This is a genomic window from Thauera terpenica 58Eu, assembly GCF_000443165.1.
GTDB classification, from domain to species: Bacteria; Pseudomonadota; Gammaproteobacteria; order Burkholderiales; family Rhodocyclaceae; genus Thauera; species Thauera terpenica.
On the sequence record NZ_ATJV01000047.1, the window covers coordinates 40,555 to 65,342 of the forward strand.

Consider the following 24,788-nt stretch of genomic DNA (forward strand, 5'->3'; position numbering starts at 1 on the left):
ATGGTGCCATACGATTTAACACGCATCAAGACCGTATTGTTTAATACTTTCTAGGCTCCCTCGCAGCTGCCTCAATCGCCGGCAGGACCAACAAAGTCGACGATCCGCGCGCCCACCGTCTCGGCCTGCTCCAGATGAAGGAAGTGGCCGCTTCGGGGAATCATCCCGGCCACCGTTCCGGGCCCTCCGCCGACCATGGCAGCAGCCACGTCCTCGTCGGTCAGCCCGATGCAGCCGTCGATCTCGCCGTGCAAATAAAGGAGCGGCTGAGGGATGGCACCGACTGCGGCACCATAGTTGAAGCTGAAGCTGACGGGCTCGAAGAAGGCCCGGTAGTAGCCCAGTGCGGCACGCAAGTTATCCGGCGCGGTGAGGCTGCGGCGCAAGTGCGCAAGATCCTCGGTGGCATCGTAGCCCGGCGACCAGTCGGCCCACAGCGCACGGATGAAGGCAAAGTCGTTAGCCCGGACGACATCGTCGGCTACCGCCATCTGGAAAAACCACATGTAGAAGGAGCGCTTGAGTTGCTCGTAGCGCGAATGGCGCACCGCGAGCAGTTGCAATGGCGGGACCGCCAGCGCCACGCAGCGGCGCCATAGCCGCGGCCCCTGTAGCGCGGCCGAGTAGGTCGCAAGCGCACCCCAGTCGTGCCCGATCAGTACCGCGCGCTCATCGCCGCCCAGCGCCTGGTGCAACCCGTTTGCGTCCGCCCCGAGTGCGAGGAACAGCTCGGCGCCGTCCAGGCGGCCCATGTCGGGCGCTCCGCTCGGCGCATAGCCACGCATGTAGGGGGCAACCGCGCGGTAGCCCTGCGCGGCGAGCATCGGCATCAGGTGGCGCCAAGTCATCGCAGTGTCGGGAAAGCCATGCAGCAACAACGCGAGCGGCCCCTCGCCGTGGGCAAGATACTGGAAGCTCAGGCCGTTGGCCTCGACCGTGCCTGTTTCGAAGGAGGTGTTCATTGTTGTGCGGGTCTCTTCTAGTGAGAAAGGTTTCCGAAGCTCCGTTTTCGCCGCGCGAACCGATCCGCCTTTCTAGGCGGCGCGACCAGGCGCAGTACGCCGGGTGGTGGCCGCCAGCGCGTGCTCCATGACCCCTCGAAGTCGTATCAACAGGTCTGTCGTATTGGCGACCGACATGTAGTTCGCCGATCCGTAGGCGGCGGCCAGGCGCTCACTTTCGGCGTCGCTACCGACACTCAGGCATACACAGGCAACGCCGCGCGCGGCCGCCTCATCGAGCGCCTTTCGGGTGTCGGCGGCGGCGTAGTCGCCCTCGTACTGGTCGTCGTGCGGGTAACCGTCGGATACCAGCACCAGCAGCTTGAAGGGCGTGCCCGCACGCTTATCGATCATCTCGACGCCATGGCGGATGGCGGCACCGCAACGCGTGTAGCCGGCCACCGAGAGCTGCGCCATGGGTTCCCGCGATCCGCCGCCGAGACGCTCATCGAAGGCCTTGACGTGCTGGAAGCGCACCAGCCGGCGCCCCCAGGAATGGAAGCCGTAGAGCGCCACCCGGTCTCCGAGCAGTTCGAAACTGCGCACCAGTTGCCATGCGAGGCGCGCCTGGCGGTCGAATACGCGGTCAGCGCCGAGACACTCGAGAGTGGAACTGGAGGTGTCGAGCAGGACCATGACGCCCAAATCACGCCGGGTACGCAGGCTCGCCGAATAGATACGCTCGTCGCCGGAGTGGCCGGTACGCAGGTCGACCGCAAGGCGGATCATCGGATCGAGGACCAGCCCGTCGCCTTGGGGCTGACCGGAATGTCGGCGGAAACCGAGGCACAGCGTCGCCAACGCGCGCTGGAAGCCGATCTCGGCGGGACCATCGAGGATGGCGGTATCGAAGGCCGGCTCCTCGCTGCCCGGCGCGACCTCCTCCACGTTTGTCCAGTTCGACCGGTAGCGCCGCTGGCTGGCGTCCCACTCTGGATAGCAGTGCGCACCCTCCTCATTGGCGAGCATCGCGCTCGGAATCGCCAATGCCAGGCTGGTGCGCAGTGCCTGGCGGATGTCGCCGATGCGGCTGCTCGCACGCCCGCTGACCATCTCGGACGAACCCTCGACCCCCGACTTGGCCGACTCACCGTCGGGCGAGGACTGCATATCGAAGATTTCGCGCATGAAGCGCGAGAAGAACCCGTCCTTGCCAAGCGGCGAGGACAGCAGCTTCCAGAACGGATTACGCGTCAGCGCATCCTCGTCTTGTTCGATGTTCTCAGGCTCGACCGTGCTCAATTGCGACTCGAGTTGGTCGAGCTTGCCGGCGTCCATCGCCCGGCCGCCGCCGCGCGCGTTCCTGCGCAGCACCGACCAGGGTTTGAGCGTGCCGTACCACGCCGGAGGCCGCGGCAGACGGGTCATGCCGCGCGCGATTCGTAGGGATTCCTCCGCACTCGCGGGACATTGGCCGGTGCGGTAGGCATCGAGCTCCCCGAGGAACGGAGCCGGTAGCCGATCCGCTATCAGCCTCGCGCAGCGCTCGACTTCCAGTAACAGGTAGCGCTGGCGCTGCTCGATGCTGCCGACCAGGGCAGGCAGCCCCATTCCGTGCAACGCCTGGCCGGCGAGTAGCGCGCATTGCACCAGGAGCTCGCGTGCATCCTCCCCCCCCCGGCGCTCGAGACTCAGGAAAACGCGCTCGCCGTCGGTCCATGCCGGCGCGGCTGGGTCGACCAGATAGCTGATCGCCACCGGACGCCCGACCACCGCCGCAGCCAGCAGGCGCAGTGGGTGCGTATCGCGCTGTGCGGGCTCCACGCCCTACTCCGACAGGTAGGTGTGTACCACTTCGCACAGGCCGTGCAGGATCTCGGCGTCGTCGCACAGCGGCTGCAGCATCGCCACCCGCGCCGCAGCCCTTGCCGACAGGCCCTCGCTCATCATCCGCGCGGTGCTGACCAGGGTGCGGGTCGAGCACACCTCCGGCAGCGTACCCTTGTCCAGGCGCCGGATGGCATGGGCAAGCTTGACGAGATCGCGCGCACGGGGCTCGTCGATGCCGCTCTCCGTCATCACGATGCTCGCCTCGATCGCGCCCGCCGGGTAGTCGAACTCAATACCGATCATGCGCTGGCGGGTCGATTGCTTGAGATCCTTCAGCACGCTCTGGTAGCCCGGGTTGTAGGACACCACCAGCATGAAGCTGTCTGGGGCGACCAGCCGTTCGCCCAGGCGTTCGAGGTTGAGTTCACGGCGGTGATCGGCCAGCGGGTGAATCACCACCGTGCTGTCGGCACGCGCCTCGACGACTTCGTCGAGGTAGCAGATTGCCCCGCTGCGCACCGCGCGCGTCACAGGCCCGTCGACCCATACGGTATCGCCGCCCTGTAGCAAGTAACGCCCAACGAGGTCGGCGGCCGTGATGTCCTCGTGGCAGGGCACAGTGATCAGCGGCAGCCCGAGACGTGAGGCCATGTGCTCGACGAAGCGGGTTTTGCCGCAGCCGGTCGGCCCCTTGAGCATCACAGGCAGGCGTTGTCGGTGTGCCGCCAGGAAGACCTCAACCTCGTTGTCGCACGGCAGGTAGTAAGGATGCTCAGACGTCTGTCCAGCCCCCTCTCGACTACTGCATTCATAGTTGTCTCCCAGGTTGCCCGATCGGCCAGCACTCAGGACGGCAGCAGATCCATGGTCGCCGCGCTGCGCTTCTTCGGCGCCGTGCCGTTCAGCGCGCCGTCGAGCTTCAGGGCCGCCCGCTCACCGCTGAACACGGCGGCTTCGACGCCGGCCTGCGAAAAGTAGTCGCCGGCGAGGCAGACTCGCGGCGGCATCTTGTCGTAGATGGCCTCCAGCCGTTCGTAATGCCCGGGCCCGGCGATGGTCAGGCCCTTCTCATAGCGGAAGAGATGCACGAAGCTCGGCTCCGGCGCCGGCCCGAAGGCGCGCATCGCACCTTCCACGGCTTCGCGCCGGATGTCGTCGTCGCTCAGGTGCGCCAATGGCGGAGTATTGAAATACACCCCCACCGCCTCGCCGCCGGGCGGCACCGAGCCGGGGTGGCGGCGGCTTTGCAGCACCATCGCGCCGATGTTGCGGGTCTCGCCGTAGCCCACCGGCATCACGATGTCCACCGGGTAGTTTGGCCAGGGATTCTTCGCGTAGCCGATCTGCACGTGGGCATACTCGGTGTACGGCGTCTCCATCAGGGTCGTGTACACCCGCTGGTCGATGAAACCGGCCATGAGCCGCGCGGCGACGAAGGATTCGGTCGCCAGCACCAGCCCGTCGGCCTCGTGCCATTCGCCCCCCGCGAAGACGGCATAGCGCTCGCCGCGCCGTTCGACCTCGTCCACCGCGGTCGCGAGGCGGACCGTGGTGTTGCGGGCCCCGGCGACGAGCCATTCGCTGACCTGCCCGATGCCCTCCGGCGGCACCGACAGCGCCATCTTGTTGGCCTGCTTGATGATCGACAACGGAAACGGCAGCGACAACCAGCTGGCGGGCACGGCATAGAGGAAATCCATGATCGGGCGCACGATGTACTCGTGGGCGCGGTCGCCGAGGTTGCGGCGCGACCACGATTCCAGGTCTTCCTTGGTGTCGTAGCGGGCCAGATCCGCGCTGTCGAAGGGATTGGCGGCCTGCCGGCTGAGCAGCAGCCTGAGCCCGGCGGAGGCGATCTTGAGGCGGTCACCGAAGGTCAGCGTCGGAATCTTCAGGTAGCTGAGCAGATTCACGAAGCTGACCCGGTAACGCGCGTCGTCGTTGTCCTGCAGTTCGGCAGCCCCCGCCCAGGGGACGACCTTGTCGGCCACGCCCAGCTCCCTGAGCAAGGCAAAAGTGCGCGGGTAGATGCCCCCCATCAGAAAAAGCGCGCCGGTACCCAGGTTGAAGCCGTCCCGATGCAACTGCTTGGTGCGGCCACCGACCTTGTCGGCCGCCTCGAACAGCATCACTTCGTGTCCCTGCTTGCCCAGCGTGTAAGCCGCGGCGCAGCCGGCCGGCCCGCCGCCGATCACGATTACCTTCATGAATCGTCTCCAGTGTCCTTGTGTGTCGATGGCATGCGGCAGCACCGCATGCCGTCCCGTCATGCTTGGGCGAGGCGCTCGATTTCGCGGTCGACGAAATCCGATGCCGTCTCCACCAGCTCGATGCAGCGCGGATCCGCACTCTTCAGCGCGCCCCTGACGCCATGCACCGCGCGGCGCAGGTGGCGTTGCAGGAAATCGCGCTGCGCGCGGGCGAGCGAGCCCAGCGCCTCTGCGTCGCCGGCCGAGCGGCTCTCCAGGTGCGCCAGGAAGTGCATGAACTGGAACTCCACGCTGAGGTGGTCGGGCATTTCGGCGCGCTCTTCGCGCCCCAGCCCGAAGAAGCCGTAGAAGCGCATCAGCTCCTCGAACAGCGCGCTCTGGTCGACGTCGGCGTAGGAGCCCTCGCGCAGCGAGCAGGCGGTCCTGCACACCGAGGGATCGAAGGCTTCATTGAAGACCGCACCGGGAATCGCGAGCGCGCTGCGCGCCGCACCGTCGTAGGTGAAGGCGCTCGCCAGCGCGCCGTAGAGCCCGCTGCGCCCGGCGGCATCGCCGGCCAGCGTGGCCATCTCGTCGCGCGCGTTCATGTCCGGCCCCCGTCGGCGATGCGCTCGACTTCGACGCGCGTATCGCGGTCGAAGACCGAGTTCTGCCCCTGCAGCAGGCCCGCGGTGAGATGCGGATGCCCGCCGGCCAGCTCGACGGGGTTCAACGGCGAGGGCGACACGGTGTTCATGTCGCCCGGCCCCTCGAACTGATACTGCTCCCAAGCGTGATGCATCAGCGTCTGCCCGGGCCGCAGGCTGGGCGACACCTTGGCCCTGCACTTGAAGCTGCCGATGTCGTTGCGCACGCGGATCCAGTCATCGTCGGCGATGCCGCGCTGCACCGCGTCGGCCACGGACATCAGCATGTAGGGCTCAGGGCGGGCCTCCAGGCGCAGCATCAGGCTGCTGTCGCGCCAGGTGGAGTGGATGCTCCAGCGCGTCTTGCCGCCGGTCATCATCAGCGGATAGTTGCCGCCGATCATCGGCGGCGCCTTGAAGCGCGGCAGCAGTTCGTCGAGTTCGTCGTAGAACGGGTGGTCGACGAAGAACTGGATGCGCCGGCTCGCCGTCGGATACGGCACCTTGTCGCGCACGTGGAAGGTCAGCGGCACGATGCTGTCGTCGGCGGGGAACTCGCACATGCTGCCGATGGAGACCGGATCCTCCGGCAGGCCGTCGAAGCGCGCGAAGCCCTTCTGCTTGACCTCGTCCCAGGTCTTGTTCTTGTGCGTGGAGGAGAGGTCGAAGATCGCGCGCGCCACCTTGTCGTCGTCGCCCTCGCGGAATTCGCCCTGCATGGTGAGGTCGTCGTACAGGGTGTCGAGCTTGACTTCCAGCCCCTGCGGGCTCTTCACCGCGCTGATTCCGCGCTCCCGCGCGCGCTTCTGGATGTGCTTGGCCAGCAGCACGATGATGCTCCAGTCGGTCTTCGCCTCGCCGAGCGGCGCGGTCGCCTGATCGCAGGTGGTCAGGTAGGGCGACAGCGGCGTGACCCACTTGAGGTTGGTGCGCTCGTACCACGGCGCGGCGGGCAGCACGTAGTCCGCGTGGCGGGCGGTGGAGTTGATGCGCCAGTCCATCACCACGACCTTCTTCAGCTTGGGCCACAGCACCTCGAGCAGCTTCTCGCTGCCGCGCAGCCGGCGCAGCGGATTGCTGACGAGCGAGATCATGATGCGCGGCGGCCGATCCGGCGCCGGCTGCAGCGGCTGCCACTGCTTGCTCAGCGACTCGTCCAGGTAGGCCTGCAGCGGCCGCTTGTTGCCCAGCCCCCATTCTTCGGCGCGCGCCGACAGCTCGCCGATGCCGCCATGGACCGACCAGAACAGCGTGCCGGACGTCCAGATCGGCAGCCGGATCAGCGGATTGCCCGGCACGAACATCAGGCGCCCGAGCCCCTGCACCACCATCTCGTGCGAATCGCCGGCGTCCAGCCGCTGCTGGATGAAGGGTTCGAGGCGGCCGAAAGTCTCGGCGACCTCGCGCATGTTCGGCGTCAGCGCGAACTTGTCGCCGCCGTCGACGTTGAGCACCGGGAAGCCCGAGAAACCCGCTCCGCGCCGGCCGATGTTGCCGGTCAGCGCGAAGATCAGCGCCATGGCGCGCTCGGCGAGGTTGCCGTGGTAGTACTTGCACATGCTCGTCTGGGCGATGTTGGCGACCTTGTCCACGCTGACGATCTCGTGCGCGAGGCGCCGGATCATCTTCGGGCTGACGCCGCACATCTGCGATGCCGCCTCGGGCGTGTAGTCGGCCAGGCGGTCCCTGAGCAGTGAATAGACGCTGCGCACTTCGACGCGCTGGCCGTCCTTGAGCGTCACGCTGCGGCTCACGTCCAGCATCGGGTCGAGCGCTTCGAGCGCCAGCGAGCGGAAAGGCGCCGTCTGCAGGCTGTCGCTGTGGGCGTCCCACAGCATGTGGTGGTCTTCCCTGCCCTCGGCCTGCATGTCGGCCTGCTTGAGGAAGCGGCTGGTGTCGGTGCGCACCAGCAGCGGCAGGTCGGTCTGCTCCTTGACGAAGGCCTCCTTGACGTGGCCGCCAGCGACGATCAGGTGACACACCGCCATCGCCAGCGCCGCGTCGGTGCCGGGCTTGATCGGGATCCACAGGTCGGACTTGATCGCCGACGGGTTGTAGTCCGGCGCGACCGAGATGATCTTCGCCCCGCGGTAGCGCGCCTCGGTGAAGAAGTGCGCCTGCGGGATCTGCGTATAGATCGGGTTGCCGCCCCAGAACAGGATCAGGTCGGAATAGAAGTAGTCGTCGGCGGAGCGCTCGAAGGCGATCTTGCCGAAGGTCTCCAGCGTGCCGCGGCGCGAGTCGCCGATCTCGCCGTCCATGTCCAGGCTGATCGACTGGGTCAGCATGCTGAAGCGGCCCTGCGCCGCCATCGACACGCCGAGGTCGATGCCCGGCCCCAGGTCCCAGATCGTGCGGTCGGTGCCTTCCTCGACGGTGACGTCGAGATAGGCGTCGGCGATGTCGTCGAGCGCCTCGTCCCAGCTCACGCGCTCCCACTTGCCGCTGCCGCGCGGCCCCACGCGGCGCATCGGGTGCGTGATGCGGGTGTCGTCGTACATGCGCTCGGAAAAGCAGCCGCCCTTCTGGCAGCCGCGCGGGTTGTAGTCGGGCAGCTCGGGGTTGATCTGCTCGTACTCGGCGGCCTGCTCCTCGCGATAGACGATGCCGTCCTTGACGTACACGTCCCAGGAGCAGTGCGCCTGGTACCAGCAGTTGAGGTGGTGGGTGCTGCGCACCACCTTGTCCCAGGTCCACTGGCTGCGATAGACGTCCTTCCACGAGGTGTACAGCGGCACGGCCGGTGCGTTGCCGCCGGCGACGCCCGCTGCCGCGTTGACGACGAAGCCGGGCAGGGAAAGGCTGCCCATCAGCGCCGCCGCGCTCTTCAGGAAGCCACGACGATTCATCACGGCGCTCATGCCCGACCTCCATTCTTGTATTCCGCCTTGCTGAAGAAGCGGATCGTCGACGCCTTGGGTTCGCTCGATTCCGCCATCGACGCCATGACTTCGTCCGACGACAGCGGGTCCTTCTCGCCCAGCGGATTCTTGAAGCCCTGGCGGTTGGCCGGGATCGGGCGCATGCGTGCGGCATCGCGCGGGTGCTTCTGGAAGGGGCCGAACATGTCGAGCCACTTGCGCGCGATCAGCAGGTCCATCAGTTCGGAGGGTTCGCCGCGCCGGCTCTTGTCCTGCTCGCGCCTGACGGTTTCGAGGGCGTGATGCACGCCGTCGCCGAACAGCGAGACCAGGTATTCGGTGGGAATGCGCGGCTCGTCGGTGGCGTTGCCGTCCTCGTCGAGCTTCGGCGGCGACAGCGGCGGCACGTAGAACACGTTGGGCTCGGTGCCGTACTCGGCATGCAGCGGCAGCGCCACCTTCCACTTCGTCACCAGCTTCCAGATCGGCCCTTCGGGGTCATCGAGGTAGCCGACGAAGCGCACGCGCCCCGGGCACTGGCGCGAGCAGGCGGTGGTGACGCCCTCGTCGATGCGCGGGAAGCAGAAGATGCACTTCTGCGACACGCCTTCCATCTCGTTGTAATAGATCTTCTTGTAGGGGCAGGCTTCCTGGCAGAAGCGGTAGCCCTTGCAGCGGTCCTCGTCGATCAGCACGATGCCGTCCTCTTCGCGCTTGGTGATCGCCTTGCGCGGACAGGCTTCGAGACAGGCCGGGTGGGTGCAGTGGTTGCAGATCCGCGGCATGTAGAAGTAGTGGCTGTTGGGGAACTCGCCGCCGCCCTGGTCCTCGTCCCAGTTCGGCCCCTTGCCGTGCCTGCCGCCGTCGGCCGCCAGCGAGATGTCCGACTTGCCGCCGAAGAACACGTCCTTGTGGTTGAACTCCCAGGCCTTGCCGAAATCCTCCACCGTCGGGCGGATGCCCGGCTGCGCCACGCCGTCCTTGAAGCCGCCGCCCATCTTTTCGAAGTTGTGCGGCGTGCCGGCTCCGGGCTGGGTGTTCACCGTGTTCCACAGCATGTGTTCCATGCCTTCACGGCGGGTCCACAGGGTCTTGCAGGCCACGGTGCAGGTCTGGCAGCCGATGCACTTGTTGAGGTCCATGACCATGGCCACTTGTCGCTTGCTCATGCGAAAGCTCCTTTACGCGTCGAGGACCAGTTCGGCCCAGTCGATCGAAAACGCCTTGATCCCGCCGCGCTCGTCGTTGCCGCCGCGCCACACCGCGAAACCGATGCCGGTCTTCCCGCCTGCCTCGAGCGGGGCGACGTCGCCGCGGCTGCCGAGCACACGGGTGATCACCACATGCCAGCGCCCATCGCGCGCCAGCGCGCGCGCGCTACAGTCGAGCTCGGGCCCGGAGTTGGTCGACTGGCCGATGCCGGTGGCGAGCTGCGACTTCACCCCCGGCTTGTTCGCCTGCCAGCGCAGGAAATGGATCGGCGCGTCCTCGGCGCCCATCAGCATGAGCACCGGGTTGCCGCGCACCGGCAGGGCGAGGGCCAGCGCATCGGGAAAATCCGTGCCGCCGGGGCTGACCCCGGTCCAGCTCACGCGCACGGCCCAGCGCAGGCCGTCGTGCACGGCGGCGACCTCCAGCCCGGGATCCGCGCCGTACTCGCGCCCCTGCCAGGAATTGCGGATGTATTCGGTCGGCTGCATCACCAGCGGCGCCGCAATCATGTCGATCCGCACCGGCTCGAACCTGGCCCAGCCTGCATCACCGGGCTCGGCGAAGGCCGCCACATCCTTTATTCGGCGTGTCACTAGCACTCTCTGTCTCCTTGGTCCGCACAATTGGCCGGCATGATTCGACTCACACCACTCGGACCCGGACTTTCCGGCCGGCCGGCCAAGCCTGCACCTACCCTGAGTTAGGGTCGGGCGCCCGAACCCGGGCCTGGATGCGCGCCGCGCCAGCGCGGAAGCGGCGCGCAGGCTTCCTGGCGGGAAAGCGAGCGCGTAGAATCGCCGTCAGGACGGAGGCAGCGAAGAAGCCCGGCGGCGCACGGGCCACACCACGGAGGAAGCAGGCAGTGAGCAACCTGGCAGCGACGAGGACAACGACCGACGCCGGCACCGGTGTCGCGAACGACCAGCAGGATGCGCCTGCGCTCCATCTCAAGCCGGTATGCACCCGTACGATCCGGCGCTTCTCGCGCCTCGACGCCCTGCCGCCGCTGCTGCTCGTCGTCGCCCCCACCGGCTACGGCAAGACCGTCTTCCTCTCGACGATTGCCGAGCACCTGCGCCGCTGCGGCTGCCGGACGCTGGTGCATACGCTGGACGAAGGAGAACCGGATTTCAGCACCGCCCTGCTGAGCATCGAACAGCTGCTCGGTTGCGTCAGCATGGACATCGGGATGATGTTCTGCGGCGGCCCGATGATCGAGTCCGACTCGCGCATCGACAACATCCTCCAGGCGGCGGGAAGGCTCGAGGAAGACGTGGTGGTGCTGCTCGACGGTTTCGACGCGTCGCGCGACACCGAACTCGGCAACCTGGTCGAGCACCTGGCCCTCAGCCGCCTGACCCGCCTGCGCATCGTCCTGACCACCACCGAGCTGCCGGCGGAGATCCTGCACCGGGTGCGCCTGCAAGGCGGCACGAAAGAGCTGGGGCCGGCCGAACTCAGCATGGGCAGCGAGGAAATCCGCGAGCTGTTCGCGACCGCGCAGGTCAACCCGGTCCAGCTGACGGCCGACCAGGTGGCTGCGATCGAGGCCCAGACCGAAGGCTGGCCCGCGGCCGTGCGCCTGATGCACGTCGCCATGTCCTCGAACGTCGATCCGGGCGCGCTGCGCATCGGCGACGGCTTCGAGACCAGCCTGACCGATACCCTGTCGCGCAAGGTGCTCGCGGCGCTCGACCCGGCGATCACGCGCTTCCTGTTCGAGATCGCCGATCTCGAAACCTTCAACGCCGAGCTTTGCGCCCACATGACGGGCAACAGCCGCGCCGGCGAAATCCTCGCCGAGCTGATCCGGCTGAACCTGATGATCTTCCCCGCGACCGGCCGTCCCGGCTGGTACCGCCTGCACAACCTCTTCCGCGACTTCCTGCGCCGCGAGTCGCACGCCGCGCGCGACGAGCGGGAGCGCAACGCGCTGCTGGCGCGGGCGCTGGACTGGTGCCGGCGGAACGGCCATCTGCACGACGCCTTCGAACTGGCCCTGGGCATCCGCGACGGCCGCCAGGCGAGCGAACTGCTGGCGGCGCGCGCCCAGCGCCTGGTGCGGGACCAGGGGCAGATCTACTACTACATCACCGCCTACGAGCGCCTGCTCGAGATCGAGGCGTTCCCGGCGGACGAGGCGCAATACTGGTACGTCTGGGCGATGGTCTTCGCCCGGCAATACGAAAAGGCCTACCGCGTCCTCGCCGCGATGCGGCACGGCAACGCCACGGACGCTCCGGACGACCGCATGCTCCGGCACAAGCAGGCGCTGCTGTCGACCATCCTGTTCTCCCTCGACCGCGTCGCCGAGGCACGCACGCGCGGCGAGCGCTGGCTCGAATCGGACGACGGCCTCGAGCCCTTCGAGACTTCCGGCGTGGCCTGCGTGGTCGGCACCTCGGGCGTGGCCGAACTGGACTTCCAGGCCGCGCGGCGGGGCATCCAGCTCGCACGCAACGCCATGAGCCGGGCGGGGAGCGAATACGGCCTGGCCTGGATCAGCTGCCTGGAGGCTCTGGTCGACGTCGAGGAAGGCGACACGCCGTTCGACGTCTCCCCCCTGAAGGAGGCGATCGAGCGCGCGCGGCGGACCCTCGGCCCGCTGGCGCCGATCATCTCGACCATGGACATCATGGCCGCACGGATCGCGCTGGAACGCGGCGAGCTGGACGAAGCGCGCGAACGCGTGCTGCACGGCCTCAGCCAGGCCAAGCAGCACGGCTTCGTCGACACGACCAAGGTCGCCCTCGACGTCGCGATCCGGCTGTGGGACGGCTGCCAGGACTCGGTCTTCGCCCCGCGCCACCTGGACGCGGTGGCCACCAGCTTTCCCCCCCGCCTGCAGTTGATCCTGAACTGCGCGGTGCTGGTCAGGCTCGTCCGCCTGGGCCTGACGCAGCAGGCGCTCGACTGGGCGCGCCGCCAGGATCTCGAAGGCCTGCTCGGCACGCGCCCACCGGCCTTCCCCGCCGGTCAGCTCGGCAGCGCCCGCCGCGCCCGGCTCGACGCCCGCCTCGCCTGGCTCGTCGCGCAGCGGGACTTCGGCGCCGCGCTGGCGCTCGTGGAAACCGAGCTGCAGCCCGCGCTGAAATCGACCTGCGCCACCTGGAAGGTCCACCTGCTGCTGAACCGCGTCCAGATTCTGTCCTGCATCGGGCAGGCGGCCCAGGCAGGCAAGTCCCTGCTGCGTGCGATCGGCATCGCGGCGCCGCGCCACCTGCGCCAGCCCTTCATCGAGTTCGCCGACGTGATCCGCCCGCTGATCGTGACCGACGACAGGAAGCAGTGGCCCCTGGTCACCGAAGTGGAACTGAGCTTCTTCGCCGAGTTGAAGCAGCGCCTCAGCACCACCCGCGAGCTCGACCGCAGCGCGGGCGCGAACGAACCCGCGCGCGAGAACGTCGATCTCGAAACGCCGACTGCGCGCGAACTCGAACTGCTGGGCTATCTCGACGGCGGCCTATCGAACCAGGACATCGCCGACCGGCTCGGCCTCACCGTGGGCACGGTGAAATGGCACCTGCACAACCTCTTCACGAAGCTGGGCGTGCGCAACCGTTCGGCAGCGCTGTTCAAGGCCAAGCGGGTCGGGTTGCTCGGCCGTTGACGGCTTCGCCCTGCCAGCCTGCACCGGGAAGGCTCGCACTGGTCGGACAAAGCTCGACCTGCGCCAGTCGTACTGCCGAGTGACGATCGGAAACGCCCAGCTTGCGGTATATGGTCTTCAGATGCCATTTCACCGTTTCCGGCGCAATCGACAGCGCCCTGGCGATCTGCTTGTTGGAGTTGTTCTGCATCAGCAGTTCCAGCACCAGCGTTTCGCGACGGGAAAGCGTCTCGACGGCATGCGGGGCGGCGCCGGTTCTGTCAAACGGCGTCTCGACTCCAAGTGCGGTAAAAAGCCGTTTCCACCAGTCGGCCCGGGGCGATGATTCACCTTCTGCGGTGGCGCAGCTCAACAGCAAGGGAACGATCGCTTCGCCCTCATCGGCCAGGAAACGCACCATGCCGTTGCGCGCGCTCAACGCAAGCACTTCGGCAAGGCATCCCTGCGCCTCCGCGGTATTGCCAAGCGCGTGGAGGGCGACGGCCAACAGGATGCGGAGCTGCGCGATCTCGTAACGAGTTACTGCCGGGCACCGCTCCCCGGTCGCCAACGCGTCACCGAGCAAGCCTCGCACCTCGGAGAAGCGCCGCAAGTGCAGCAGCCAGCGCGCCCTTGCCGCCAGGGCCAGCATCTCGATATCCGCCCTGTCCGGCTCGTTCCGCGCAAGCAGGTTGCGGATGGCGTCGAGCTTGTCGAGGGATCGCTGCGCCGCCGCAATCTGGTTCTCCCTCAACTGAATGCGCAGCCGCTCCACGGCACAGGCCGCCGCCAGAGCCGGCCAGCCACGGCACTCCCGAGTTCGACAGTTCACCCCCCAAAAAGCCGTTTTTTGAGAAATCGCCCCAGTGTTCATGCGGGTTGTAGGCTGATTTTACAAAAAGTCGTGTAGTGGCACGCTTTCTATGCCGCTTGCCATGTTTGACAAGCTATCCAGTGCTGTTAAAGTCGAGGCATGTTCCTCAAGATCACGCGCTCCGGTACCCGCCAATATCTCCAGCTTGTCGAGGCCTTTCGTGACGAGGCGGGCAAGGCCAGGCATCGCACCCTGGTCACGCTCGGGCGTCTGGATCAACTGACGGACAGTCTCGATTCCGTCATTTCTGGCCTGCTCAAGGTGACGGGTCGGCCAAACTTCCTGGATGCAGCGTTGCCTGCGGTCGAGTTCGAATCGGCCCGAGCACTGGGCAACGTGTGGGCTCTGAACGAACTGTGGGAGTCCCTGGGCTTTGGCGAACTGCGCCGCGTGTTCCGCAAGACCCGGCACAGCATCGATGTCGAAGCGCTCATTCGGGTGATGGTGTTCAATCGCCTGTGCGATCCGGAATCCAAGCTCGGTGTCTTGCGTTGGCTCGATACGGTGGCCATGCCGGGCGTTGAGGTGGAGACGATCACCCATCAGCATTTGCTGCGTAGCATGGATGCCCTGGTCGATCATCAAGCGGATGTGGATGCAGTGGTCGCAAACTTGCTGCGCCCCTTGATCGATCAGGAACTGTCCGTGGTGTTTTACGACATGACCACGATCCGCACCGAGGGGCTGGCTACGGTCGATGGTGACGTCCGCCAGTACGGGATGGCCAAGGAGGGGCTCATTGCCCGTCAGGTCATGCTTGGCGTGGTGCAAACGGGCGATGGGCTGCCGATCTACCATGAGGTCTTTGCCGGCAATACGGCAGAATCGCCGACGCTGTTGCCGACCTTGAAGACGGTGCTGGAACGCTTCCCGTCGATTAGCCGGGTGGTCCTGGTCGCAGACCGGGGTTTGCTGTCGCTGGACAATCTGGAAGCGCTCTCCGAGATCCGACTGGAAAGCGGCAAGCCGCTGGAATTCGTACTGGCGGTTCCGGGACGGCGTTACAGCGAATTCGCCGATCTGCTGCGTGACTTTCAGAGGCAGTGTGAGGCGGCCGAGCAGGAAATCGTGGACGAATTGCCCTGGCGTGGATTGCGTCTGATCGTCGCGCATCATCCCGAACTTGCGCGGCAAGCCCAGACACTGCGCCGCGAGCGCATCGAAACGCTGGAAACGCAGGCGAACACCTGGGTCGGCAAGCTTGATGCACAGGATGCGGGCGTGAAGGCTCGGGGTAAAAAACTCTCCGACAGCGGCGCCAAGGCGCGCCTCTATCACGCCGTCAAGGACGCTCGCTTGGCAAACATCATCCGCGTTGATCTGAAGAACGAGCGCTTCGCCTACGAGATCGACCACGACGCCTTGGCGCTTGCTGAACTGATGGATGGCAAGTTGCTGCTGGTGACCAACACACCGGATCTGTCGCCCCAAGGGGTCGTCGACCGCTACAAGTCGCTCGCCGATATCGAGCGCGGCTTCAGGGTACTCAAGTCCGAGATCGAGATCGGCCCGGTGTTTCATCGGCTTCCGGAACGGATCAAGGCCCATGCAGCCATTTGCTTCATCGCCTTGATCCTCTATCGCGTCATGCGCCAGCGCCTGAGCAGCGCCGATGCGCCTCTGTCACCCGAGCGAGCGCTGGAAGAACTGCAGAAGCTTCAGCGCCATCAGATTCGTATCAATCAGGCCGACAGGCCAGTCACTGGCATCTCTCGCCTATCCGAAACACAGGACCGCGTCTTTGCCGCCCTGAGGCTGAAAAAACCCACACAACCACAGCAACTTTCTCTCTTGTAGTACACGTTTTTGAACCACGGTTCATATAAAACAGTAACTTACGCGTTTAACTGTCGAACTCGGGGGCACTCAGCAAGGATTTCGGCACGGTCGAGCAAACCTAGTGCCGTTTCCGCCCGCCCTTGCAGCACATGTATCCGGGCCAGCGAAACGTAACCCGTCTGGGTCGGTTCGATGAAGCAGGCTTCGTCGACGACGTCCAGCCGGTTGGCCAGCAGGCTTTCCACCGCCTCGAGGCGATCCCATTCGTAATAGATGCCGGCGAGGGAGGCGGCACAAAGGGCGGCCGTGGCCGAGCGGCGTCCCACTTGGCGCTCGCAGGCCTCCAGTTGCCGTTCCAGCCGCAGCGAAGCGGTGTACATTTGCCCCTCCTGGATTTCCAGGGTGGCAAACAGGCTGGCGTAATAGGCCAGCAGCAGCAGGTTGTGGGCCACATCGGCCTTCGGCCGATAAAACTCGCCGACCCGCCTGGCAGCCTCGAGGTCTCCGGCCTTGCGGTACAGGTGCAGCATGGCGTTGAGAAAAGCCTCGTCGATCCAGTCGAAGCCTTGCTCGGGCCTGCGTCCGTCGGGAAAGCGTTCCTGCCAGACCGCCTTGCCGAGCGCCAGCGCGTCGCCAATCCGGTCCTGCATGCTGAGGATGGAGACGCGCTGCGCGCGCAAGGTGCGGCGCAATGCTTCACCGTCGGGCGGCGGGTTTGCGCGCAGTTGCGTGTCCACCTCGTCCGCGAGGGTACGGGCCTCTTTCGGCTGGGCCGTCAAGAGCAAGGCCCAGATCAGTGCGATGCGCAGGTTGATGCGCGACTTCAGCGCTTCCTGCGGCAGTTTCCCGATCCAGGCAAGAAAGATCCGTATGTGGCCGCTACCAAGTTCGTCCAATGCGCAGCGTTCCAGCCATTCGACCGCCAGATCGCTGCGGTCGGCATTGAGCGCATGCCGCACCGCCTCGGCCCACAGGCCCTGCCCCGAGAACCATTCGGCAGCACGCAGATGCAGTTCCTGCGCGGTGTCGGGCCGGTGACGCGTCAGCTGGGTGCGCAGGAAGTCGGCAAAAAGGGCATGGTAGCCATACCATTCCCGCTCCTCGTCGAGCGGCTGCAGAAACAGGTTCTGCCGGACCAGCCATTCCAGTTTCTCCACCGCGTCGCTGCGCCCCGTCAGGTATTCACACAGAGCGCCGTGCAACCGGTCGAGGATGGCGGTACGCAACATGAAATCCACTGTATCGGCGGGGATGCGGGACAGTACGTTTTCGAGCAGGTATTCGCCGAGAACCGGAGCCGGCCAGAGAAACGCCGGAGTGGAAGTGTGCATGCCGCCGCGTTCCGGAATGCTCAGCGTGGCGATCTGCAGGCCGACCGCCCAACCCCCGGTGGTATCGTGGATGGCGCGGATCTCGTTGGCCGATAACGCCGACGAAACCGAATTGGCAAAGAAGAGCTGCGTCTCCTCGATGCTGAAGCGCAGCGCCTCGACGTTGATCTCCACCAGTTGATCGCGGGCCCGCAGTATCGCCAGCGGCAGCGGCGGAGCGGCACGACAGGCCACCACGATGTGCAGGTTGGCGGGGATGTATTGCAGCAGGAAACCAAGCAGATCGTGGACGGCCGGATCGGATATCTTGTCGTAATCATCGAGAATCAGCGTGACTTCCCGGCCGAGTTCCTGCACGGCGTTGAGAATCGACGTCAACTGTATTTTTTCCGAAAGGATCCTCCCGACGTTATCGAATTCGGGCGAATCCTCGGTCAGGTTGCGGAACGCCATGATGAAGGCTTTGGTCAGGTACTCGACGAAACGGGTCTTGTCGTTATCGTCCTGATCGAGCGTCAGCCACGCCGTCACCCGCCCTTCCCGGCTCAACTGCTCATGCCATGCAGTCAGCAACGTGGTCTTGCCGAATCCCGCGGGCGTATCGAGCAAGGTCAGCGCTCGCTCCTGGCCGGATTCCAGCAGTGCAATCGCCGCATCGCGCCGGACTGTCGTGCGCGTGAGCCGCGGTGGTCTGAGCTTTGTCTTGATGAACAAGGGCGAGGCGCGGGAGTCCTCTGTAGCCACTGTCGTCTCCTTTGCGACCCGCCGTCCATTGCAGGGGTCATCTCTTGGGGTGGCGCAACGATCCGGCTTACCGGCTGCCACCTCGGCAAATTGCAGTACGGCGACCCGCCGCCCTGTAATCTACCCGGAGATCGGACGTGAAACAACAAGACCCACGCTACCCATCGCGGTGTGACGAAAGGAAAAACCGGCCGGACGGCAGGAAGAAATTCCCCCGCGCCCGGCCGGTGGCGCCTGCAGCCGGCGAGGATCAACTACCGAATGGAATCTCGAAAATGCCGTAACCACGCTCACCGTCGCAACTCACCTCGACGACGTGCTCCTGAATCCCGAGCGAAACGGGATTTCGGCGAGAATCGGATGGCTCCCAGCGCTCACCGGCAATTTTCAGCGCCCCTTGCCTCATGCCGTGAATGATGCCATCGAGTCCGCCATAATTGCCGCCGCGCAAGTGCAGCGAAGTAGGCAGCCGGCGCATGTTCACATTCAGAACCCTGCCCGAGGCCAGATGCACCTCGACGGCGGCATTCAGGAAATGCTCACATTCGGCGAAATCGACCTTGCGGACGACCTTGTCGACTTTCTCCTGCGCACCACCGGCCGCATCGCTCCAGCGGATCAAGCCTTCGAAGAAGCGTTCGGTGCCATCGGCTTCGTGCGTCTGGAAATACCACAGATAGAAGGATTCGAGCTGCACGCAAACCCAGTTGTAACGAGAGCCCCAGTTGGCCTGCCGGAACCAGGCCGAGGTGTCCTCGATCACGGCGATGCCGGGGCGTACGCCCCAGGAACGATCGCGGATCGCCCAGTGCCTGTCCTGCGTCAGTTCGATCCGCCTACCGTCGATCTCGGCCCATCCCTCGACCCGCCCGACATGGCCGAAATGGGTCCAATCCCAGACGCGGCGGCCTTCCACCATGGATACCAGGCGTAGCGGATCCAGCGGCTGGAAATTGGCGATGTAATCGAAATCGTAGCGGACGCCGTATGCATTTTCGTCGAGGCGGAATCGCCAGCGCTTCATGGGCTCCAGGATTTCGGCATGGAGGGGGCCGATGTCCATTTCGCCGCGGTTGCCGTTCACCAGTTCGCGGGAAGCACGCACATTGATCTGGAACTCCGGCGTGCAGACGAGACTGAAGCCGTCCATGACCCGCATGTTGGGATAGACGCCGATTCCCTGAGCAATGGAAAGCGAGCCATCGACCGCCTGCAGATTGAAATAAAAACGGTCGAACCAGCGTGGGTCATCATCGACCACATGTTCCAGGGTGCCGTAGTTCTGGTGAATCAGGGCGTCGTCGAGACGTGTCGGCATGAAGCCTCCTTGCATTGAGGATTGAAAGAAGAAATGACATTGCGGGAATACCGGGCCAGAAAGCAGGGAATCCGGATCAGCCGCTCCCGCCTCATTGCATGCCCCGGTTGCGCAAGGCGTCCGACTGGAAGTCGCTGACTTTTCCAGTGGCACCGAATTTCAGCGCGGGCTGCTTTATTTCATTGTCGATCTGGCCGATGAAAAGATTTCCGCTACTCAGGTCGTGCACCATATAGGGACGCTGGTGCATCAGGGGTACGTCATACAACTGGGTGAGCGGAAATGCATAATTGCGCCAGAGATCGCCCCGGCCGTCGTATGCATCCACGGCGGCGATCAGCCAACTGTCTTCATCCAGATAGAAGGTGCGTTTGGGATAATTGTGGCTCATGCCCTTTTTCAGCGTTGCCTCCACAACCCAGACCCGATGCAGTTCATAGCGCATCAGGTCGGGCTTGACGAAACCCTTGTCGAGCATGTCCGCATACTTGAGCTTCGGATCGATCAACTTATAGGCGTTGTAGGGAATGTAAACTTCCCGCTTACCCTCCAGCTTCCAGTCATAACGCTCCATGCTGCCGTTGAAGCCATGCCAGTCGTCGGTGATGCGCATCGCCTCCGTACCATCGTCCACGTTGTCGAAAGCGACGTTCGGCGCACGGCGGACGCGGCGTTGGCCGGAATTGTAGATCCATGCAGCGCGATCGTTCTTGGCGTAGTCGATGGGTTCATGGACCAGATAGATCGTACCGACCAGCGTCGATGGCGCAGTGTACTCGGCAAAGTAGTAATACAGATCGTTGGGCCGCGGCTTGTCCATGTTCGAAGCCTGGATCTGGTCTTCGCAATAACCGATCTTGTAGAAATCACCGTTGGGCCGGATCGGCAACCAGTTTGCACACCAACGGTAACCGCCGTACCAGCGCAACAGGTGGTTGTACATCGCTTCCTGGCCACTCTTCGGGATTGGAAAACCGATCCCCGGAGCGGTGTAATTCTGCAACTGTCCGGTCTCGTCCAGCTTGACCGAGGCCGCCTGCTGCTTGACGTGCGCATACACCTCGTTGGGCAGTGCAAAAGTACGATGTGTCGTATACACCGGCATTCGGTAGTTCGGATACTTCTTGAACATCGCCATCTGGCCGGCCGTGAGTTTGTCCTTGTACTGCTCGTAATTCTGGGCAGTGATGACGAACAAGGGCTTCTCGTCGGGGAAAGGATCGGTATAGCCGTTTTCCGGCTTGAAACCGGGGGGCGGTTCGGTCAGGCCGCCGTTCCAGGCGGGGATGGTGCCGTCCTTGTTGCCCGCCTTTTCAGCGCCCATCGGGGTCAGATCGTTGCCGAGCCGATCCGCCTCCGCCTGCGACACGGCAGCCCACGACAACGGGCTCGCCGCCAGGATGACAGCACCGGTCGCGATCGTCAGAATTCTCTTTAAGCTTTTCATTCACCTTGCTCCTGTTTCTCAAAAGCTCGCGCTGAACGTCGCGGACATGTAGTCTCGGTCCCGCAACGGATCGAACTTGGCGTCCCTGTTGAAAGTGTTGTAACTGACGTCGAACGTGTATTGCTTGGCGTAAGTGAATTTCACGCCCAGACCGAGCACCTGCCGGTCTTCGATGAACTGGCCGTCCACCGAATAGCCTTTCACGTCGTGGGACCAGAAAGCGCGGGGGGAAGCGCTGATGCCGGTATCGAGGACGTTGTTGAACGTGAGTTGGCCGAGCAGGCGGTAACCCCACGCGCTCTTCGTCACGTAGCCGTCGTCCAGCGAGCATCCGTCCTGATTGATGCTGAGCCCGACGTCACACGTATTGCCGCCATAGGCCATGTCGGGACCGGGGCCGAAGATGAAGGCACGATTGAAGCGAAGATCCCCGCCGCGTGGCAGATCGTTCCACTGGTAGCCGACTTCGCCGAGCACCAGCCACTGGTCAGCGCCCAGAAATCTGTTCCCGGCCTGAAGTGCGTTGATCTGGATCTGGTTCTTGTTGGTCTTGACGCCACCGTGCAAGGCACCGATGGCACCCGCACCGTTGGCCGCAGCCAGCGCCGCGAGAGGGCCGGCGCCGAACGATCCGTAGAACATGTCGTTGCCGTCGAGTTGGGCACGTACGTCGCGGGTCTGGCTGAATTCGCCGCTGACCGACCACCCCAGAATATTGGTGGCCGCGCTCACCCCGTAAACCTTGAGATTTTCAGGATATTCCCAGAACGCCGCGATCGGGGACACCGTACCTGGAAAGGTATCGTACTTCAGGGAAAACACCGGCGTGCGCGCGTGGATATTCATGGCATAGATGCCGAATTCCGTGTCAAGCGCATCCACGGCGAAACGATACGTCACACCAAACTGCCCGGAGTTCTTTGCGTCCTTGCCATCGACCGTCGGAATGTAGGTACCGCTTGCCAGCGCCTCCGGCGTCGACCCGAGATGGTTCAGAGCACTGGCGTTGATACACCGGCCCGGATCCTTGGCGATGTTGCCCTGCGCCACGGCCCAGTAGTTCCCGCACCCTGCTTCAATGGGAGTGGGCTCCCACCTCAATTGGTAGAAGGCCTCGACCGAGCCGAATTCGCCCAGGCTCTGGCTGCCGGACAGCATCCAGACTGGCATGAAGACCTCCTTGAGTTCGGCGCCGGGGCGACGAGCAGCCGGCACATCGATCGGATTGATCTGGTTGATGCCCTGGATGAAGACGCTCTCGCCCCAGTTCAGGACATGCCTGCCGCCACGAAGCTGCAGGTCGTTCCCGCCCAGGCCGCTGAAGGTGCCATAGACATAGGCATCGAGCACGGCGACGCCCGAGAACTTGAGCAAGGGATCGTAGCCTTTGTCCGACAGCGGCTTGCGCTTCGTCAAGGTGTTGGTGGCCGGGTCGTAGCCGTTGTAGCCATTGGGCTGGTTGCCGAAGCGGACGTCCTCGTCCTTGAGCGTTCTGTCGTACCACGCTTTCGCCCTGATCAAACCGCCAAGCGTGCCCTTCTTGAAAGACACCTCACTCAGGATCTTGAAGGGGGTCGAAAAGGCATCACCCTTGCCGTAATTGAGGTTTCCTTCGTCAATCGTATTGTTGCCGGTGCCGTTGGTCAGCCCTACCAGCGCGCCATTTCCCCGGCCGTAGAGTTCCGAATCAGGATTTCGCATACGGATGCTGGTCCCGACCGATACGGTGGTGAGCCATTTTCCTGTCCACCCGTCGCCGAATTCGAATTCGGTGACTGCCCGGCTGTCGCTTGCGAAGCAAACCGCCAACAAAGTGGCGACTGCCTTCCATGGAATGTTCTTTCCAAGGCACCTCGTCTTCATTCCTACCCTCCCTTTTTATTTCGCTACGGTCAAACCTTTCCTGGATTCTTCTGGAATATCTTTCCATCACCCGACGAATCCGAAACAAAACGGTACGCCACAATACTTAATTTTTGCTGAGACCATTCGGGGGGAGCCGGGGGGGGGAGAATGGGGGGTAAGAACATGTTGCCGCACCGCAGCACCATCACGGGATCGACCGCTACCTGCTTCAGAACGCTGGGTTCGTTTGCGTCCCTGCCGCACTCCCGGGATATCCATGGATCATTTCCATCCCACCGAGACGGTGACGCCCCGCCCCCGCCCGCTGGTATGGCGGCTACGGCTCCCCTGCACCCGCACCGAGCTGCACTAGCTTTCGGACCGGCGCTGGATCGGCGGCAATTGTTCCTCGATGGGGGTCGGGGGATTCTCCGGATCGACCTGGAAACCCATGTCGACGACCAGCGCCAGTTCGCGTTCGAGCTCATGTCTGGACATGGCGAGGACGCGCCGGCGCAATTCCCTCCTGGCCTCGGGGGGGCCGCCGTTATTGGTTTCCTGGATGAACTCCCCCACGACTGCACGCAATTCGAAGATCGCATCCTCGATCTCCGACGGATCGCTACGCGCACCATCGAGCACCTCGGCCCCCGAGGCAGCCAGGTTCTTCAACCGGACTCTCGTATCGGGGTCGATCGCATCGCCCATTTCCGCCATCAGTTCGCCCAGTTCGCAGGCAAAAGCGACATAGCGCCGCAGCTCGTCGCAATCGTAGCGGTAGGCGAGCGGCAGGCGCTTGGCGATCAGGCGCAGCGTGCCGATGATGAGGCGGGCCTGCTCCTGCGCCATCTTGTGCTCGGGATCGACGGCGGGCAACACGACGTCGACCATGGCCTTTATCATGCTTTGAATCTGAATGTCGGGACGGATATCCATTCAGGCGACCTCCTCCAGTTTGGCCCGCAAGAAATCGAGGATGGTGTAACCGGCACCCATGATCCAGTTGAGCAGCAGATCCTGATGGGTCTTGCCATTGCGCGCAGGGCGGTAAGCCGAACCGATGACGATGACGACCGAACGCCACGCGTGGAATACGTGGTAGTAGTCGATACGTTTCATGTCCACGGCAAGATTGGCGGCTTTCTCGTAGCGCTCGTATAGCGCCTCGACCGGCATCATTCCGCTTGCGAGCAGGTGTGAGCCGTCTTCCGACAGATGCCCGAGAAATGGCAGGGTCGTGTAGGCGAGGTCTTCGTGGAAATCGCCCAGGTGCGCGAGTTCCCAGTCCAGCCACGCAGTGATGCGCTGGTCGTGTTCGGTGAACAGGAAATTGCCGGCACGGTAGTCGCCGTGGATCATCGACAGGCGATCGGTTTCCGGCATGTTCTCGCGCAGCCAGGCGGCGGCAACACGCATCAACGGAATGTCGCGGTTACTGTCTTCTTCCCAGACCCGCATCCACCAGTTCAATTGCAATTCGACGGCGGCCCTGCCGACGGCCGGCACGTCGAAGGCACCGAGGTCGGCCCCGGACCAGTCCCAAGTGTGGAGCGCGGCCAGATGTTCGACGTACTGCTTGCCGAGCGCGCCACGGAGCCCTGGCCCGTAGTTGGTGCCGAGGCCGGTGACGTTACTCAGCGAGCCGGTCGGTTTCGCCACGCCGTCGGCGAAGCCGTAGACGATCGCCGGATACGGGAAATGCCTGCCGTCCTCATCGATCCAGTAAACCTGCGGTACCGGCAGGACGCCCTGGACCGCCTTGATGACCTGGAACTCGCGCAGCCGGCTGGTTTCGACGATGGATTCGGCCGGCTCCATGCGGATCACCATCGGGGTCACGGTGCGGCTGCTGCCCGGCGGGTGCCAGTCCAGTTTCAGGGAAACCTGCAATTTCGAAGCACCGCCGGAAAGCCACCTTGCATCGCGAATCTCGAAGGGATCGGTCAGCTCCGTCAGAAGCAGCGATTTGAGGCTGTTGCACAGCGTTTCCAGCGAAACGGGGACATAACCTGGCCCGTTCCTACGCTGCAGCTTGCGTGTGAAAACCCGATCCATTTCCTTTTCGACGGGAAAAGACTGGCGCAGGGATTGAATCCATTCCGGCGATGGAATGTTCTTGTCTATTCTGCCGATAGTGCGCATTGGCATTCGTCTCCGACTCGTTCTTTTCTGCAAATCCGG

The 24,788-nt window shown here is 64.3% G+C and carries 17 protein-coding genes; 2 read left to right on the forward strand and 15 right to left on the reverse strand.

Annotated elements, in window-relative coordinates; all coding sequences use genetic code 11:
- Positions 1-71 precede the first annotated feature (71 nt).
- The 8 genes from M622_RS26840 to M622_RS26875 form a co-directional block, all read right to left on the reverse strand.
- Positions 72-962, reverse strand: coding sequence for an alpha/beta fold hydrolase (locus M622_RS26840; protein WP_021248695.1), 891 nt, complete (start codon positions 960-962; stop codon positions 72-74).
- A 72-nt stretch (positions 963-1,034) separates the two neighbouring features.
- Entirely contained in the window at positions 1,035-2,765 is a 1,731-nt protein-coding gene (locus M622_RS26845) for a nitric oxide reductase activation protein NorD (RefSeq protein WP_021248696.1), read from the reverse strand.
- Positions 2,766-2,768: 3 nt separating this feature from the next.
- On the reverse strand, positions 2,769-3,470 hold the full coding sequence (locus M622_RS26850) for a CbbQ/NirQ/NorQ/GpvN family protein (protein ID WP_021248697.1): 702 nt from the start codon (positions 3,468-3,470) through the stop codon (positions 2,769-2,771).
- 146 nt (positions 3,471-3,616) lie between these two features.
- Entirely contained in the window at positions 3,617-4,978 is a 1,362-nt protein-coding gene (locus M622_RS26855) for a protoporphyrinogen/coproporphyrinogen oxidase (protein ID WP_021248698.1), read from the reverse strand.
- Positions 4,979-5,037: 59 nt separating this feature from the next.
- Positions 5,038-5,568, reverse strand: coding sequence for a molecular chaperone TorD family protein (locus M622_RS26860; protein ID WP_021248699.1), 531 nt, complete (start codon positions 5,566-5,568; stop codon positions 5,038-5,040).
- The gene (locus M622_RS26865) at positions 5,565-8,468 is read right to left on the reverse strand and encodes a molybdopterin-dependent oxidoreductase (protein ID WP_021248700.1); all 2,904 of its coding nucleotides are present in this window, start codon (positions 8,466-8,468) and stop codon (positions 5,565-5,567) included. Before M622_RS26865 ends, M622_RS26860 begins: the two co-directional genes overlap by 4 nt.
- A complete protein-coding gene (locus M622_RS26870; RefSeq protein ID WP_021248701.1) occupies positions 8,465-9,637 on the reverse strand; it encodes a 4Fe-4S dicluster domain-containing protein in 1,173 nt (390 codons plus the stop codon). Before M622_RS26870 ends, M622_RS26865 begins: the two co-directional genes overlap by 4 nt.
- Before the next feature lie 12 nt (positions 9,638-9,649).
- Positions 9,650-10,279, reverse strand: coding sequence for a DOMON domain-containing protein (locus tag M622_RS26875; protein ID WP_157281971.1), 630 nt, complete (start codon positions 10,277-10,279; stop codon positions 9,650-9,652).
- 263 nt (positions 10,280-10,542) lie between these two features.
- Here M622_RS26875 and M622_RS40505 point away from each other — a divergent pair, with 263 nt between their 5' ends.
- A complete protein-coding gene (locus tag M622_RS40505; RefSeq protein ID WP_021248703.1) occupies positions 10,543-13,290 on the forward strand; it encodes a winged helix-turn-helix domain-containing protein in 2,748 nt (915 codons plus the stop codon).
- Here the strand turns inward: M622_RS40505 and M622_RS26885 are convergent.
- Entirely contained in the window at positions 13,256-14,044 is a 789-nt protein-coding gene (locus M622_RS26885; protein ID WP_021248704.1) for a helix-turn-helix domain-containing protein, read from the reverse strand. The genes M622_RS40505 and M622_RS26885 overlap by 35 nt on opposite strands.
- A gap of 198 nt (positions 14,045-14,242) precedes the next feature.
- Here M622_RS26885 and M622_RS26890 point away from each other — a divergent pair, with 198 nt between their 5' ends.
- Positions 14,243-15,940, forward strand: a complete 1,698-nt coding sequence (locus tag M622_RS26890) for an IS1634 family transposase (RefSeq protein ID WP_021248705.1) — start codon at positions 14,243-14,245, stop codon at positions 15,938-15,940.
- Positions 15,941-15,978: 38 nt separating this feature from the next.
- Here M622_RS26890 and M622_RS26895 read toward each other — a convergent pair whose 3' ends face one another.
- From M622_RS26895 to M622_RS26920, 6 genes are all read right to left on the reverse strand, one after another.
- Positions 15,979-17,997 (reverse strand): winged helix-turn-helix domain-containing protein, encoded by a 2,019-nt coding sequence (locus M622_RS26895; protein WP_021248706.1) that lies wholly within the window; start codon positions 17,995-17,997, stop codon positions 15,979-15,981.
- Positions 17,998-18,247: 250 nt separating this feature from the next.
- Positions 18,248-19,315 (reverse strand): Rv3169 family protein, encoded by a 1,068-nt coding sequence (locus M622_RS26900; RefSeq protein WP_021248707.1) that lies wholly within the window; start codon positions 19,313-19,315, stop codon positions 18,248-18,250.
- Between the two features lie 91 nt (positions 19,316-19,406).
- Positions 19,407-20,762 carry a DUF1329 domain-containing protein gene (locus M622_RS26905; RefSeq protein ID WP_021248708.1) on the reverse strand — a complete coding sequence of 452 codons (1,356 nt, stop codon included), beginning with the start codon at positions 20,760-20,762 and terminating at the stop codon, positions 19,407-19,409.
- Positions 20,763-20,780: 18 nt separating this feature from the next.
- Positions 20,781-22,625 (reverse strand): DUF1302 domain-containing protein, encoded by a 1,845-nt coding sequence (locus M622_RS26910; RefSeq protein WP_031346541.1) that lies wholly within the window; start codon positions 22,623-22,625, stop codon positions 20,781-20,783.
- 351 nt (positions 22,626-22,976) lie between these two features.
- Entirely contained in the window at positions 22,977-23,543 is a 567-nt protein-coding gene (locus tag M622_RS26915; protein WP_021248710.1) for a hypothetical protein, read from the reverse strand.
- Positions 23,544-24,749, reverse strand: coding sequence for a phosphotransferase family protein (locus M622_RS26920; protein WP_031346542.1), 1,206 nt, complete (start codon positions 24,747-24,749; stop codon positions 23,544-23,546). It abuts the gene before it with no gap.
- Between the last annotated feature and the right edge of the window lie 39 nt (positions 24,750-24,788).